The sequence below is a fragment of the Gilliamella sp. wkB178 genome, from assembly GCF_001690705.1.
In the GTDB taxonomy this organism is placed as follows: domain Bacteria; phylum Pseudomonadota; class Gammaproteobacteria; order Enterobacterales; family Orbaceae; genus Gilliamella; species Gilliamella apicola_K.
Window position 1 is genome coordinate 88,576 of the sequence record NZ_LZGK01000001.1, and the last position, 14,721, is coordinate 103,296.

Annotated in this window: 16 protein-coding genes, 1 tRNA gene and 1 pseudogene; 16 read left to right on the forward strand and 2 right to left on the reverse strand. The window is 32.7% G+C overall.

Annotation, left to right across the window (positions count from 1 at the left end):
* Positions 1-16 precede the first annotated feature (16 nt).
* Both A9G13_RS00415 and A9G13_RS00420 read right to left on the reverse strand, forming a co-directional pair.
* Entirely contained in the window at positions 17-310 is a 294-nt protein-coding gene (locus tag A9G13_RS00415; RefSeq protein ID WP_065555661.1) for a co-chaperone GroES, read from the reverse strand.
* A 145-nt stretch (positions 311-455) separates the two neighbouring features.
* Positions 456-893 (reverse strand): FxsA family protein, encoded by a 438-nt coding sequence (locus A9G13_RS00420; protein ID WP_065555662.1) that lies wholly within the window; start codon positions 891-893, stop codon positions 456-458.
* Positions 894-1,050: 157 nt separating this feature from the next.
* On the opposite strand from A9G13_RS00420, the gene A9G13_RS00425 reads away from it, so the two are divergent.
* From A9G13_RS00425 to A9G13_RS00495, 16 genes and pseudogenes are all read left to right on the forward strand, one after another.
* Positions 1,051-1,126 (forward strand) — tRNA-Phe (locus tag A9G13_RS00425).
* Positions 1,127-1,165: 39 nt separating this feature from the next.
* Positions 1,166-1,408, forward strand: coding sequence for a hypothetical protein (locus A9G13_RS00430; protein ID WP_065555663.1), 243 nt, complete (start codon positions 1,166-1,168; stop codon positions 1,406-1,408).
* Positions 1,409-1,982: 574 nt separating this feature from the next.
* Positions 1,983-2,609 (forward strand): YagK/YfjJ domain-containing protein, encoded by a 627-nt coding sequence (locus tag A9G13_RS00435; protein WP_065555664.1) that lies wholly within the window; start codon positions 1,983-1,985, stop codon positions 2,607-2,609.
* A 146-nt stretch (positions 2,610-2,755) separates the two neighbouring features.
* Positions 2,756-3,397 carry an EcsC family protein gene (locus A9G13_RS00440; RefSeq protein ID WP_081301105.1) on the forward strand — a complete coding sequence of 214 codons (642 nt, stop codon included), beginning with the start codon at positions 2,756-2,758 and terminating at the stop codon, positions 3,395-3,397.
* A gap of 25 nt (positions 3,398-3,422) precedes the next feature.
* A pseudogene (locus A9G13_RS10965) lies at positions 3,423-3,557 on the forward strand (JAB domain-containing protein); the annotation flags it as partial.
* A gap of 315 nt (positions 3,558-3,872) precedes the next feature.
* Entirely contained in the window at positions 3,873-4,196 is a 324-nt protein-coding gene (locus tag A9G13_RS00445) for a hypothetical protein (protein WP_065555666.1), read from the forward strand.
* 59 nt (positions 4,197-4,255) lie between these two features.
* Positions 4,256-4,606 carry a hypothetical protein gene (locus tag A9G13_RS00450; protein WP_065555667.1) on the forward strand — a complete coding sequence of 117 codons (351 nt, stop codon included), beginning with the start codon at positions 4,256-4,258 and terminating at the stop codon, positions 4,604-4,606.
* A gap of 351 nt (positions 4,607-4,957) precedes the next feature.
* Positions 4,958-5,209 carry a hypothetical protein gene (locus A9G13_RS00455; protein WP_065555668.1) on the forward strand — a complete coding sequence of 84 codons (252 nt, stop codon included), beginning with the start codon at positions 4,958-4,960 and terminating at the stop codon, positions 5,207-5,209.
* A 372-nt stretch (positions 5,210-5,581) separates the two neighbouring features.
* Positions 5,582-6,343, forward strand: coding sequence for a DUF3944 domain-containing protein (locus A9G13_RS00460; protein WP_065555669.1), 762 nt, complete (start codon positions 5,582-5,584; stop codon positions 6,341-6,343).
* Between the two features lie 14 nt (positions 6,344-6,357).
* Positions 6,358-7,062, forward strand: a complete 705-nt coding sequence (locus A9G13_RS00465; RefSeq protein ID WP_065555670.1) for a helix-turn-helix transcriptional regulator — start codon at positions 6,358-6,360, stop codon at positions 7,060-7,062.
* 87 nt (positions 7,063-7,149) lie between these two features.
* Positions 7,150-7,359, forward strand: a complete 210-nt coding sequence (locus A9G13_RS00470) for a helix-turn-helix transcriptional regulator (protein WP_065555671.1) — start codon at positions 7,150-7,152, stop codon at positions 7,357-7,359.
* Between the two features lie 82 nt (positions 7,360-7,441).
* Positions 7,442-8,689: a tyrosine-type recombinase/integrase gene (locus A9G13_RS00475; RefSeq protein ID WP_065555672.1), complete on the forward strand. Its 1,248-nt coding sequence runs from the start codon at positions 7,442-7,444 to the stop codon at positions 8,687-8,689.
* Between the two features lie 69 nt (positions 8,690-8,758).
* Positions 8,759-9,412 (forward strand): antirestriction protein ArdA, encoded by a 654-nt coding sequence (locus tag A9G13_RS00480; protein WP_065555673.1) that lies wholly within the window; start codon positions 8,759-8,761, stop codon positions 9,410-9,412.
* Between the two features lie 179 nt (positions 9,413-9,591).
* Positions 9,592-10,539 (forward strand): DUF4007 family protein, encoded by a 948-nt coding sequence (locus A9G13_RS00485; protein ID WP_065555674.1) that lies wholly within the window; start codon positions 9,592-9,594, stop codon positions 10,537-10,539.
* Positions 10,536-13,847 (forward strand): hypothetical protein, encoded by a 3,312-nt coding sequence (locus A9G13_RS00490; RefSeq protein WP_081301106.1) that lies wholly within the window; start codon positions 10,536-10,538, stop codon positions 13,845-13,847. The genes A9G13_RS00485 and A9G13_RS00490 overlap by 4 nt, the downstream gene beginning before the upstream one ends.
* Positions 13,840-14,679, forward strand: a complete 840-nt coding sequence (locus A9G13_RS00495; RefSeq protein WP_065555675.1) for a phosphoadenosine phosphosulfate reductase family protein — start codon at positions 13,840-13,842, stop codon at positions 14,677-14,679. Before A9G13_RS00490 ends, A9G13_RS00495 begins: the two co-directional genes overlap by 8 nt.
* The last annotated feature ends 42 nt before the right edge of the window (positions 14,680-14,721 follow it).

The window sequence follows — 14,721 nt, forward strand, 5'->3', positions numbered from 1 at the left end:
GTTTAAATCGTTACCGTTATGCTTGAACAATGGCTAAAATATCGCTTTCAGATAAGATAAGCACTTCTTCGTTATCGATTTTTTCAGTTTTAACGCCATATCCTTCATTAAAAATCACGATATCGCCAACTTTAACGTCTAACGGTTGCACATGACCATTTTCTAAAATGCGACCATTACCCACAGCTAAAACTTCACCGCGTGTTGATTTACCTGCTGCTGAACCGGTTAAAACAATACCACCAGCTGATTTTGATTCCACTTCTTTACGTTTGATGATCACACGATCATGCAATGGACGAATTTTCATTAGTTATCTCCTAGCACTAATTTTAATTAGATAATTATTAACAATAAATCATAAAATTACGATTCTATGATTGTAGTTTCACTTAAATGGGGATTAATTTATAATCTTCAAGAGAATAAAATTAAAAAAAATTCTAATTGGTTAATTATTCATCATCTTTGCGTTTAAATTCACCTTCAATAATATCTTCGGATTGATAGTAATTGGTTGATGAGGTAAAACTCGATTTAATTGGCAATCTAGTCACAATGGATTTAACCACGTGTTGTTGTACCAATGGAATTAATAAAATGGCGCCTAAAATATCGGTCACAAAACCGGGAATAAGTAGTAACAATCCGGCAAAAAGTAAAGCCACACTTTTGACAATTTCATTTTGGGGATTTTGTTGATTAGCTATCTTTTGTTGCATAATACTCAGGTTGCGTAACCCTTGCGTTTTCACTAGCGAAAAACCAATAACCGAGGTTGCAATAATACCAATTAAAGCCAGTAACACCCCGATTGAATTGGCTACCATAATAAAAACCGTAATTTCGCAATAGGCATAAATAAATAAGATAAAAAACACCAAAAATCGCATATAACCATTCCCTTAAAAAAACTAAAATAAATAGGGTATAAATTATGATATGTAGATGATTAGTTATTTTTCAAGCAAACGGCAGCTATTTTTTAAAATATCTTATAAAAAGGATTGACGGATAAGCGCTAATCGTGTTTAATGTGCTTCCATTGTTGCCCGGATAGCTCAGTCGGTAGAGCAGGGGATTGAAAATCCCCGTGTCCGTGGTTCGATTCCGCGTCCGGGCACCAATCACCAAATTTTAAGACCTGCTTCCAGCAGGTTTTTTTATGCCTAAAGCCTTTTCAGAACAGCCTTTCAACGTATTTTTATTGTCAACCGACATCAACCAAAATCAACCCAAATCAAGTGCAAAATCGGATACAAAACCGGATACATTTGGTTCGATAATGGCGTGTATCCTTAAATTGGCTTTAAAGCCTTTGTTTACGATGTATGTGGCTAATTACTTATATAAAAATGATAATCATTTAGTATGGATTTTATTACTTCAAAATGGAAGTTTTATCTAACGGTTATATGTTTCTTGTATGTATTAGATTAATACACGGGAGACTAATTTTGTCTTCTGCACTAGGAAATATTTAACCAAAAATCAGATGAAAAATATGAGTTTCCATCACGAAAAATAAATGGAATTTATCTGATACAGCAGTGGTTAAATGTAGTAAAGTGGTGAATCTAAAAATAAAGAGTAGAATGTACTTTATTTTTAGCATATTTTCGGTTAAATGTAAATACGTAGCGCATTACAAGATGGTTTTGCTTAATACCATTTGCTTAATAGTATTTGAAATAGGTAAAAAATTACATACGTCGACATGTTATGAAAGCATAACTTTGACTAATTTTTGAGCTCAATGGGTGTCAATTCTCATGGCTATTTCTGGCTGAATATCGGTTCTTTTTTATATCTTTTCTCTGTATAACTAATCGGTTATTAATGTTATTAGATAACCATTAGTGATAACACTCACCTTCATCAACCATGTCTCTGCATTGAAACAAGCATCGTGATTACCTTAACCACCTCTGTGTAAGTTATGTTTACTCATACTCATCTAATATTTTGATAAGGATAAAATCATGTTTCATACAGATCGTTATACGTGTAATGTCAGAAACCAACGTAGCATTCATAGCTATATTGATAACTTGTTTATGCAGCAATCGAAATTACTGCCAGTACGATTGGATTTAGGGTATAAATCCAATCAAACGATTGCAATACATTATGCAGAATGGTGTCATTTGTCCGACTTAAATCATTCCCCTCATGCTTATTTAACTCGTGAGCAAATTATTGATTACTGGAATACATTTCTCAATCGCCTTAAATGGAATCATAGTACGCTATTGAAAGATCTGGTGGGGTATATCTGGAAAATTGAATATGGGCAGAATAAAGGCGTACATTATCATGTGATGTTACTGTTTAATGGCAACAAAGTTTGCAAAGATTATTACTATGCAAATGAAGTGGGACAGTTGTGGCTCGCAACAACAAACGGATTAGGTGTCTACTTTAATTGTAGTGCTGATAAGCAACAATATGGTGACCATAACTGTTTAAAAGTGACACACCGCCACGATAATAGGGAAAATTTGTATTATGCCAGTCGCTATTTTGCCAAAGTAGATAATAACGAACATATTGCCAGATATTTCAGTAATGGACGAATACTTGGTAAAGGGTGTCAACTACCAACTTAATGTACAGTCAAGATAAATATTAACCTAGCTCCCATCATATAGTCGTATTCTATTTATTTTATAAACCCATATAACCCAAGTGATTAATCCAAAATGGCTTAATTGAGCTCTATTGAGCTGTTTATTTACAATTAACGGGTAATATTATGGATAAGATACAAAAAATAATGAACTTGCTGGATTTTATTTATGCAAGTTGTCTTAATCACGGTAAGCGAGTGGATTCAGCTTTCCAATTAGCTCATGACTATCAGGATAATTATTCTGATAGTGAACAGGCTATATCTTCATTAATTCACCATGAATCGTTAAAGGCAAGTGCCAGTGGACTGGTGACCGGTCTTGGTGGTTTCATTACGTTACCATTAGCACTTCCAGCGAATATAGCAGGGTTACTCTATTTGCAAATACGGTTAATTATGGCGATCGCGATTTTACGTGGTTATAATGTGCATGATGAAAGGGTAAAGACATTGATTTATTTTCATCTGTGTGGGAATCAAACAAGAAAACTGCTTGATATTGAAGAAGTAGGAATCAACCTGTCTTTCCTCGATAATCAATTAACACAGCTGACTAAAGGCGTCATAATTAAAATGAGCCAGCAGATAGCGCTTAAACTTTCTTGTCAGTTAGGGCGTAAAGGGTTAATAACTATCACACGCATTGTGCCTGTTGTGGGCGGGATTATTAATGGTGGTATTGATTATGCTTCAACTTATTCAATTGGCAAATATGCACAGTATCACCTAAAGCCTATACCTCAAATATTAACCGAATCTTTCTAATTAACTTTATTTAAATAACCATCCTTATGAGATTGCAGAGCCAAGTTTAGCTGATAGAGATATTACTCACTCATTACAAGTAGCTTTGCAATTATTTGATATTCGGGTACTAGATCATATTGTGATTGGAAAGAGTCAATCTGTCTCATTTCCGGAATGAGGATGGTTGTATAATTAGATGATTTTCTATACATCCCTATCTCTGTTGGTCAGTAATACAGCAAACAATCAGATTAAATTGGTCGCTATATGACCAACAACTACAGACAACGCATTAGATTGAAGTGAAAAATAAGGATAACCAAACGGATACCATAGATAAGCGAGAAAAGATGGAAGTAATTTGTACTAGGATTAAATAAGAGTTTATACTGATTATTAATTCAACTTAATGAAAGATTGTGAATATTTATCATCTTATATTATTTGCAATCGATTAAATGTACAAAAATGAACAATGAAATGAGGATTAAAAATGAAAAAACAAATTAGAGCTATATTTTGCTTATCTCTTTTATTATCTGTTTTTGCTAACTATGCTATTGCAATAGACAATCCATGTAATGAAAAAGAAGTCAGAAAAATAGTCATTGAAAATATAAACACTGTTTGGAAAGATGAAGGTCTTCGCGCCGTTGATATTTATGAGGGTAAAACCATTAAAATCGAACCGTTTACTTGTGAGTACACAGTAGTACTTGGTAGCACTGAAAAACTTCGTATCCGATATGAGGAAAAAGAAAATTCGTTGGGTGAAACGATTGTTTATGTGGAGCCGCTCACAGAGCCTGAGGAGTAGGGTTATCATAAGGTAACCTTACTGAGCTAAAGAATATTAAAATGGAAAAGGTGATGAACATGAAATATAGATTAGTCTTACCTGTTATATTTCTGAGTTTTTCTGTTTCTGCCGTTAATAGTGATGCTACTAATGATTGTGTGGCGGGAAAAGTACAGAATTATACTGCGCAAACAGGAATTAAAGGTCCAGATATTGCCATACCTATTGTTGAAGATATGTATAAACAATGTGGAGGTACTTATGGTGATGATGAATGGGATTATGACCTTGATGAAAATCTGGATAAAATCCAACAATGCGAGGAAGAGCACCTAAATGCATTTAAACTCCAAAATGGAGAAGACGCTGTTGTGTCAAGGGATATACTTGATGAATGGACAGTACAGTGTGGTGGCAAAGTTGAATAAGAAGAGACTGAGTCAGTCTATACCCCGCTTTTACCACCCAAAGTTAAACCGCAGGTAAAAGCACCTAATTTAGAAGTAACATTATCCTCCAGAACTAACCAGTTGTATGGTTACCTCATTACCATTATCACTATAACAAATATAGATGATCGCATTGTTGAAATTTACGACATCGCCGTTAATCGAGGTGGTTGTCATTTTAGTTCTGATTTTAGATATCAAACTGCTTTAAGAAACAGCAAATCTAAAGTATATAAAAGTCAATCATGTAGAGACAAAGTTCGTGAAGTTATGGTGAGAACTAATTTTGGGGAAGTGGGTTATCAATTTAAATAATTAGGAAACTAATTTATGAAATATTTATTAACAACATTAACACTTTTATTGAGTTTTTTTTCATTTGCAGAAAATAGCCCACAAGTGATGAAGTGTGTAAATGAAACAGTGGAACGTTTTACTGAAAGAAACAAAATTGAACGTTATCAGATTGATAAATTGATGCTTTCAGGTATATATGCGCGTTGTAATGGTGTAATGGATGCTTCTGAATGGGCACTCGCTAAAACAGGTGATCCAGTTAAAGATGCAAAAATTGCAGAGTAATGTTACATATGGAAGCAGGCCAATTTTCTTGATGAAAATGGATATGATGCAAAGGTAACTACTCAAATGAAAGCTGCATGGCAAAAAGAATGTGGACTGACAAAATAACGCACTTCTTTCTCCGGAATATGGTTGCCATATAGAGGGCAACGACACTCAGCTTGGTCAGTATGTGACCAAGTTCCAAAAAAAATCCACTTATGTTTCGGGCTTAGTTTTAATTCACCTTGAAATAATTTATTTAATCAATTAATTAAGTTGATTGAGAATAATAAATATTTTTCATAAAAATATTTTGGGTGGACATGACCTGTCCGGTGACTATTTTATGATTACTCCTGTTGACACCATTCATTCAAGAGGAGAAATAAAATGTCAATTTATCGTTCTGATGCTGATTTAGCATTTTTAAAAAGTTGTGATAACGAGGATTTGGATATGTTGGTCTCTATCTTAACGGTTGATCCAAAAGATAAGAAGCCCCGATATACTGAAGAGCTGACCTCTAGTAACGAGTATAAACAATACTATCCTGACCATCAAAAATATTGGGAATGTATTGCTGCTGAGTTACAAACGTTTGGGGCTAATAGTATTGTGACCAAAGCACTACGCAAAGGTCAAGGTATTCCGTATCGTGAAATATTGATGGATGTGTGTAAGAAGAAGAAAGTGAACTTCAATAAAAATTCACCGATTGAGGTAATTGAAATGAATTTATTGATGCGTCTGCTTGAACAGACATTGAACGAAATGACTAAGGAGCAATTAAATGAATTCGTCCATGATATGGGTATGGAATTGATGAATCCAACACCAGAATTAATTTTGATGGCTGCTCAGTCTGCGATTAAGCTTTCCGGCTTTGCTGCGTACACCTTTGCAACGAGAACACTGGCAATGCTCTTAAGACAAATTGGTCTCAAAGCGTCTTTTGTTGTTTATACCTCAATGACAACAGCAATGGGAATTATTTCAGGGCCAATAGGTTGGGGAGCGACTGCAGCATGGTTAGCCACTGATTTAGCTTCACCAGCATATCGGGTAACAGTTCCCGCCTGTGTCATCATCGCTTATATGAGGCAAAAATCACTGAATGCTTCAGCTATCCCTCGTGAAGTAGAACAAAATTAATAAGGCACATTATAATGTCGGGAAACAATACCGAACGTGACAAAATGGGAAGGCGGCTTGGATTGATTGTGAGTCGCTTATTTTCAGGAGAGTCATTATCCATTCCACGTCTTGCTACTGAGTTCAATGTCTCGGAACGAACGATTAGAAGAGATATACATCAACGGCTGGATTACCTTAATATTTATAAAAAAGAGGATAAATATCAACTTACTTTTTTTAACCGTGTCACGAGAACTGATCGTGATATTATTCGCTTTGCTAAAATGACTTATATTGACAGATTATTTCCGAGTTTTGATCGAAAATTCGTTTCACTACTTTTAGACAGCGATAGCCATTCACCTTTTGTTGTTTACACTTCGCCATTAGAAAAGAAGATAGGTGTATTTAGTGTATTTTACTCTATCACCCAATCCATTATTGATAGCCATAAAATTAACTTTATGTACCAGGGAAAATATTATCAACATTTTCACCCATATCGTTTAATTTATTTCAAAAAGCATTGGTATCTTGTTGGGTTGATTGAGAACAAAATGTTGGTTGTACTTTTTGATTTGATTTCAGATGTGGATGTGACAAAGCATTGTTTCAAACGTGATATGCTATTTTTAGATTTGACCGAAAATGAGCAGTTTATTCACTCCCTTCCTTACTTCCAATATTCGATTGATTTATATTTCAATTTCAAACCTTATTACCATGTAACTGAATAATTATTAAAAGACTAATTTCATTGATGTAAAAAAAGAATTGTGAGCTTTATGGTATGAAGATACACATTACTCAATGGAGATACCACAATGTCAACACACTTACCTTCAAACGATGCCATTTTACATCCTGACTATCTTGTTGATATGAAATATATCACAACACTTACAGGAATGACTGATAAATGGTTTTATGCCTTGATAAAACGAGAAAAATTCCCAAGACCAATAAAATTTGGACGAGCCTCTCGTTGGCGTCTTAAGGACATTGAATCTTGGATAGAGACCAAAACTAATTAATAACTAAATTATTAACCAAAGCCACAAAGTCAACGATGTGGCTTTTTTTATGTCTAGAATTTAACAAATAAGGAGCATCGTCATGTCCTTAACCGACTTAAAAATCAAATCCGCTAAACCTAATGTAAAGCAATATAAATTAACAGATGGAGATGGTTTGTTTTTACTTGTTCACACTAATGGTTCTAAATATTGGCGGTATCGCTATTACTTAAAAAGCAAAGAAAGATTGATGTCAATTGGACAATATCCTAATGTTTCATTAAGTGAAGCTAGAAGTTTGCGAGATGAGGCTAAATCATTACTTGCTAAAAATATAGATCCTTTGATAGAAAAGAAAGCAAAACATCTTGAAGATGAAATACAAGTAACTTTTGAACAGGTGGCCCGTAAGTGGTGTATTAATAATAAAACATGGTCTGAGCCACATAGAGCTAAGGTGCTACGAACATTAGAGCTCTATTTGTTCCCTAAGATTGGCGCTTACTCTATTTCAGCATTAACTACTCGTCAGTTAATTGTTCCAATTAAAGCTGTGGAAGAAGATGGGCATAGTGAAGTTGCAAGCCGATTACAACAACGTACATCCGCTATTATGCGTTATGCGGTACAAAATGGTTATATCTCTTATAATCCAGCTCAGGACTTGAAAGGTGTGGTGAGCAAGGTTAAGGTGAATCATCGTCCTGCACTTGAATTAGAACAGTTACCTGAACTATTAGAGCGTATTGATAACTTTAAAGGACGAGAGTTAACCAAATTGGCAATTAAACTTACCTTACTTATCTTTATTCGTTCTAGTGAATTGCGTTTTGCTCGGTGGTCTGAAATCGATTTTGATAAAAAGGTTTGGACTATTCCAGCAGAAAGAGAAGTGATTGATGGTGTACCGCATTCTCACCGTGGTTCAAAAATGAAAACTCCTCATTTGGTTCCATTAAGTGATCAAGCCATTGAGATTTTAAAACAAATTTATGCGATTAGTGGAATGTATGAACTGGTATTTATTGGCGATCATTCACCGAGAAAACCTATGAGTGAAAATACCATTAATAAAGCATTACGTTCAATTGGCTACGATACTAAAACAGAACTTTGTGGACATGGTTTTAGAACTATGGCTTGTAGTGCATTAGTTGAATCGAATCTATGGTCACGAGATGCTGTTGAACGACAAATGAGTCATCAAGAACGTAATGGGGTAAGAGCAGCTTATATTCATAAAGCACAGCATATTGAAGAGCGTAAGAAAATGGTTCAGTGGTGGGCCAATTACTTAGATTCAATCCGAACTGAATTTGTCATGCCTTATGAGTTTAAGACTGCTTAAAAAACACCTCACTATTTAATTTTCTTTTCAGAAATCAATCATTTTATATCTAAAATTTAAGGAGTGTTTATGCAAACATTACCTCATGTATCGTCATGTCTAGAATCTACTGTGGTTGGTTCGAGTACGATTTCAGTTTTTATCACCAATTTAGGTAAATATAACGAAGGAGAGCTAGTCGGTGAATGGCTTACTTTGCCAACAACGTCTGAACATGTTACTCAACGTCTTGAGCGTATTGGTATTGATGGCATTCAATATGAAGAGTTCTTTTTAACTGATTATGAATCATCGGTTAGTGGCATATCGGATTATATTTCGGAATACAGCAATCTTAATGAGCTTAACTATTTAGCCTCCAGACTTGAAGAGCTGAGTAGTAATGACATTGAAATTTATGAAGCAGTTATTGATATCGGTGGGCATGTACAATCGGTTGCCGATCTTATTAACTTAGTTGATAACTTGGATTGTTTTCAATGTTTATGGAATGTAAGCGATGAATATGATTTAGGTTTCTATTGGATTGAAGAAAGCGGTTGTTACAACTTGAAAGATCTAGGAAATTTAGCTAACTACTTTGATTACGAAAAGTATGGTCGTGATATTGCCCTTGAACAGGGTGGTACATTCTGTTCTAGTGGCTATGTTTATCATACTGGTGAGAGTTTTACTGAAAATTATGATGGGGAATGTGTTCCTGAGGAGTATTGTGTTTTGTAAAACTTAAAATATTTATAAAATCAATTAATTTTATTCATAAATATAACTTATTTTCAAGTGGTTAACCTTTTTTTATTATGATTTATATTTTAATTAGATTAAATTAATTGTTTACTGGATAAGTTATCCAGTAAAAGGTAAAATTAGATTTAATTTTACCTTTTAAATAAATCTTTAATATGTCAGTAATAACTAATCAATCAAATTTTGATTTTCATTTCTCTGGACATGAAACATTCACTTTAAGACATCTTTGGCTAAAAAAAGTATGTGATGCAGCTAATAAAAATTTTATATTAGATAAACATATTTTTTCTGATGATTTTTCTATATCACGTTTTGGTGTTGGAAAGAACATGGTTTCATCTATAAAACATTGGGCTCTTGCTTGTGGAGTTATAGATGAAGATGAAAATAAATCGCATTTTAAATTGTCTGAATTAGGAAAATTAATTTTTTTGGAAAATGGATTAGATCCTTATGTTGAAAATATTTCTACTGCATGGTTAATGCATTGGCAATTATCAGGTTTAAGACCAATTAGTAAAAATAATAAACATAGGAGTTCAACATGGTTTTTACTTTTTAATTCTTATATTTTACCTGAATTTAGTATTAAAGATATAGTTGAACATATAAAACAACATGTTGAATCATTTGGTAAAACTATTGCAGAAAAGTCAATTAAAAACGATGTAGAGACCTGCATCAAAGGATACTCCCCTCGTAGTTTATCACATACAACAGAAGATATAAGTGAACCATTGCTAGCTGAATTAGATCTAATTAAATTCAATCAAACAGGTAAATATTTTTTTGTTCGAGGTCAAAAACCTAATCTATTAAATGGTATTTTTGACTATGCTTTATTAGATTATTGGTCTATGACAACAAAAAGTGAAAAAACATTATCACTCAATGATATCACTTTTGGCATAGGTTCTCCGGGGAGAGTATTTAAACTTAATGAGGACTCTGTAGCAGAGCGATTGTATGACATAGCTGAACGTACAAATGGAATATTTACATGGAGTAGTTCTTCTGGGGTGCAGCAAATTGTTTTGACCAAAAATATAAATAGTTTATTTGATCTAAAAATAGAAAGATTAAGGACCGCATTTTTATGAATAATATGATGGACGTGTTATCAGAATATATAGAAATATCGCCACAATATCAACGTTCTATAAGAATAGATCATGATCTTGAAAATATAAATTCAATAGAAGGGTTTATATGTCACAAGACCACAACGACTATAATTGAAAATATATTAAATCAATTACAATATACAAATCAGGGGGCCTATACTTGGACGGGACCTTTTGGAAGTGGTAAGTCTTCACTTGCGTTGATGTTTGCAACAATCCTTGGTAAAGATAATGATCTTCGTACAAAAGCGAGAGCTAAATTCTCTAAAGAATTTTTGAAATCTTTTGATAAAGTGTTTTCTACCAAAAATGGTGGTTGGGATACATTACCGTTAGTTGGTAAGAGAGAGAGTATAGTTCAGAGTTTAATCACTATTATTAAAAGAAAATATCCCAATGAAAATATTCCACAAAATATCAATCAATCAGCATTAATAGAATTATTGCTTAAAATATCTAATAATGAAAAACAAGATGGAATTTTATTAATTATTGATGAATTAGGTAAATTTTTAGAATTTTCTATCACTAATGGCGATGATATTTATTTTCTCCAGGAGTTAGCTGAGGCAGCCTCTCGTTCAAAAGGTAAATTTATTGTAATTGGATTATTGCATCAATCTTTCAGAAATTATGCTTATCAGCTAGATGAAAAACAAAAAAATGAATGGTCTAAGATTCAAGGTCGTTATGCTGATATCCCTTTAATTATTAATACCGATGAAGTAGTATCTCTTATTGGTAAAGCTATCAAAGCTAAAAAACGCCCAAATGAAACAATCGATGTTTGCAATAGAGTTGCAAATGTAATAAAAAAGTATAAACCATTTATTAATAAAAAAGAATTAGCGAATCAATTGAATGAATGTTGGCCGTTACATCCTGTAATGGCTATGTTGTTAGGACCTATTTCTCGAAAGCAAATTGGACAAAATGAACGTAGTATTTTTACCTTTTTATCATCTTGTGAACCTTTTGGATTTCAGTATTATTTACAACGTACTACATTTAATAGTAATTGTTGGTATAGAACTGATAATTATTGGGATTATCTTAGAGCAAATTTAGAATCGGTTATAACTTATTCGAATGATAGCCATCGATGGGCTCAAGCTGTTGATATTGTTGAAAAAGTAGAAGGTTATGCTAAAGTTAATGAAGATTTAAAATTGGCTTTAGTAAAAACAATCGCTTTAATAAATTTATTTAAAAATAGTTCGGGTTTGACTTCAGAAACGGAAATTTTGGAAGCTCTATATCCGGAATATTCGTCAAGTTCAATTATTAAGGCTTTATCTGAATTAGCTGATTTAAAAGTTATTATTTATCGTAAGCACATAAATTCTTGGGTAATTTTTGAAGGTAGTGATTTTGATATTGATCAAGCTATAAGAAAGGTAAGTACGAATGTTGAAGAATTTAATCTTAATAATTTAAATAAGAACATTGAGTTACCCACAATAATTGCAAAAAAACATTATTATCGTACGGGTTCTATGAGAAGAATGAATGTTAAACTTATTTACTTTGATCATTTTTCTCATTTATGTAAAAAGTCAGCTGCAATCGAAAATGAAGATTATTTTGGTACTTTTTATCTTGTTTTACCAAATCGAGATAATTTTGGTGAACTTCAATCCAAATTACTTGAATTGAGTAAGAATTTAGATCAAAAAACTATTATTGGTTATCCGTCAAATTATAGAAAGATAATTTCTTTTGGTGAAGAGTTAGCTTTATTATTTCGAGTAAAAGATGATAATAATGGTATTTTAGAAAGTGATGCAATTGCTAGAAGAGAATTATTTTCAAGAGAACAAACGATTGAGCTAAAATTACAGGAAGAGTTGAGTACCGCTTTATATAATGCGACTTGGTGTATTTCAGGTGAAGAATATTCAAACCTTAATTTAAATGTATTTGCTTCAAATTTAGCTGATAAGTTTTTTAATAAAACACCTATAATCAGATCTGAATTAATAAACCGAAATAAACTATCACCTTCTATATCTAAAGCAAGAAAAGAGCTACTTTACAGAATTTTTAATAATTTGAATGAAGAAAATTTAGGGTTTGAAAAATATCCACCAGAAAGAGGGCTTTATGACATTGTTTTAAAGTCAACAAAATTGCATAGTAAAGATAAGACTCATAATTGGGAGATAATATCTCCTAGTAAAGATAATTCTTTATATGCGCTTTGGAATGCAACAGATAAACTTTTTTCTTCACAAAAAGATAAAATATCTGTGAAAGATATATATCATTTTTGGAGCCTTCCTCCTTTTGGGTTAGCAAATGGAATTAAGCCGATATTATTCTGGTGTTATTATTTATCTAATAAAGATCATTTATCTTTATATAAGAATAATATGTTCTTACCAAATATAACAGATCTAGAAGTCGATGAGTTATTACAAGATGAGAGTATTTTCTCTATAAGAAAAGTTATTTTAGATAAAGATAAAAGAGATTTATTGAAAGGTATATCTGATCTTCTACAAAAATTTAATGTATTGAATACAAAAAATACTCCACTTGATGCAGCACGTGGTTTAGTTGGTTTAATATATAAACTACCTGAATGGGCTAAGCGTACCAATAAAATATCTTTGAGAGCTAAGAATATTAGAAATTCACTTCTAAAAGCTTGTGACCCTTATAAAATTTTATTTAATGATCTACGAGTTGAAATTAGTTCAAGTGAAAATTATTTATTAGAACTTGAAGATACGATTCAAGAAATAATATCTATTTATCCTAATACACTAAATTCTATTAATGAGATGGTATTAAAACAACTCGAAATTAAGGATCGTAAAGAATTGCATGATAGAGCAAAGATTCTTAGAGGAATTTCATCAGATTATCGATTTAATGCATTTATAGATAGGTTAAGTCGTCTGGACGATTCATTAGAAAGTATTGAAGCGATGATTAGTCTAGTTTTAAATAAGCCCTCAAAAGAGTGGAATGATGCGGATTTAGATGAATTAGAATTGCAACTTATTCAATTGGTTACAAAATTTAAGCAATATGAAACTTTTGCAAGCATCAAGAATAGGAAGTCCAATAGATTAGCGATAGCTGTAGTATCAGGTGCAGGTAAAGAAGCTAATCCTCGCATGGTGGAACTACATATTTCTGTAAAAGAGATAGAGTCAGCAAAAAAGGCAGTAAAAAAAACAGTATCTTCTTTGTTAGATACTGGACTATCTCGAGAGGTTTTATTGGCAGCCTTTACTGAGATTGGAATCGATATGGTGGAAAAAAGTAATGGCTGAACGTCATGTATTAGGTTTATCTGGGGGAAAAGATAGTGCAGCATTAGCTATTTTTATGAGAGAAACATATCCAGAACTAGATATTGAATATTTTTTTACAGATACAGGTAAAGAACTTCCCGAAGTATATGCATTTCTTAATAAGCTAGAGGGATTTTTAGGTAAACCTATACTTAAACTCAATCCACACAGAGGGTTTGATTTTTGGTTAAAAGAATATAATCATTTTCTACCATCACCACAGACACGATGGTGCACAAGACAATTAAAACTCCTTCCTTTTGAACTCTGGGTTCGTCCAATGCTAGCTGATGGTGACACTGTTTACTCTTATGTCGCCATTCGAGCTGATGAAGAATATAGGACCGGTTATTCCTCAACCAATAATAATTTAATAATTAAACTTCCATTCCGGGAAAAAGGCATAAATAAAGAAGGTGTTCGAAATATTCTTGAAAATTCTGGAGTAGGCTGGCCAGAATATTATAAATGGCGATCAAGAAGTGGATGTACGTTTTGTTTTTTCCAGAAAAAGATAGAATGGATAGGTTTATTAGAGAAACATCCCGATGAATTTCAAAAAGCAAAAGAGTATGAAAAATTAGCTATTGATCATGGTTCACCGTTTACTTGGATTCAAGGAGAACCTTTATCTGAGCTTGAAAAACCTGAAAGGATAGCCCAAATTAAAGATGAATTTCAAAAACGTTTACAAAAAGAAAAAAAGAAAAAACCTGTAAATCCTCTCTTACCTGAAATTGAAATTATTGAAATTGATGATCTTTATTATGATGATGAAGGTGCTGGATCTTGTAATATTTGTCATAAGTAGATTAATTTATATTCAATATGATTTCTATTCTCCCCATACTAT

What these genes read in the sequence shown, in the direction of transcription:
- A9G13_RS00415 (WP_065555661.1), bottom strand. Translation starts at nt 310, where the DNA reads ATGAAAATTCGTCCATTGCATGATCGTGTGATCATCAAACGTAAAGAA.
- A9G13_RS00420 (WP_065555662.1), bottom strand. Translation starts at nt 893, where the DNA reads ATGCGATTTTTGGTGTTTTTTATCTTATTTATTTATGCCTATTGCGAA.
- A9G13_RS00430 (WP_065555663.1), top strand. Translation starts at nt 1,166, where the DNA reads ATGCCTAAAGCCTTTTCAGAACAGCCTTTCAACGTATTTTTATTGTCA.
- A9G13_RS00435 (WP_065555664.1), top strand. Translation starts at nt 1,983, where the DNA reads ATGTTTCATACAGATCGTTATACGTGTAATGTCAGAAACCAACGTAGC.
- A9G13_RS00440 (WP_081301105.1), top strand. Translation starts at nt 2,756, where the DNA reads ATGGATAAGATACAAAAAATAATGAACTTGCTGGATTTTATTTATGCA.
- A9G13_RS00445 (WP_065555666.1), top strand. Translation starts at nt 3,873, where the DNA reads ATGAAAAAACAAATTAGAGCTATATTTTGCTTATCTCTTTTATTATCT.
- A9G13_RS00450 (WP_065555667.1), top strand. Translation starts at nt 4,256, where the DNA reads ATGAAATATAGATTAGTCTTACCTGTTATATTTCTGAGTTTTTCTGTT.
- A9G13_RS00455 (WP_065555668.1), top strand. Translation starts at nt 4,958, where the DNA reads ATGAAATATTTATTAACAACATTAACACTTTTATTGAGTTTTTTTTCA.
- A9G13_RS00460 (WP_065555669.1), top strand. Translation starts at nt 5,582, where the DNA reads ATGTCAATTTATCGTTCTGATGCTGATTTAGCATTTTTAAAAAGTTGT.
- A9G13_RS00465 (WP_065555670.1), top strand. Translation starts at nt 6,358, where the DNA reads ATGTCGGGAAACAATACCGAACGTGACAAAATGGGAAGGCGGCTTGGA.
- A9G13_RS00470 (WP_065555671.1), top strand. Translation starts at nt 7,150, where the DNA reads ATGTCAACACACTTACCTTCAAACGATGCCATTTTACATCCTGACTAT.
- A9G13_RS00475 (WP_065555672.1), top strand. Translation starts at nt 7,442, where the DNA reads ATGTCCTTAACCGACTTAAAAATCAAATCCGCTAAACCTAATGTAAAG.
- A9G13_RS00480 (WP_065555673.1), top strand. Translation starts at nt 8,759, where the DNA reads ATGCAAACATTACCTCATGTATCGTCATGTCTAGAATCTACTGTGGTT.
- A9G13_RS00485 (WP_065555674.1), top strand. Translation starts at nt 9,592, where the DNA reads ATGTCAGTAATAACTAATCAATCAAATTTTGATTTTCATTTCTCTGGA.
- A9G13_RS00490 (WP_081301106.1), top strand. Translation starts at nt 10,536, where the DNA reads ATGAATAATATGATGGACGTGTTATCAGAATATATAGAAATATCGCCA.
- A9G13_RS00495 (WP_065555675.1), top strand. Translation starts at nt 13,840, where the DNA reads ATGGCTGAACGTCATGTATTAGGTTTATCTGGGGGAAAAGATAGTGCA.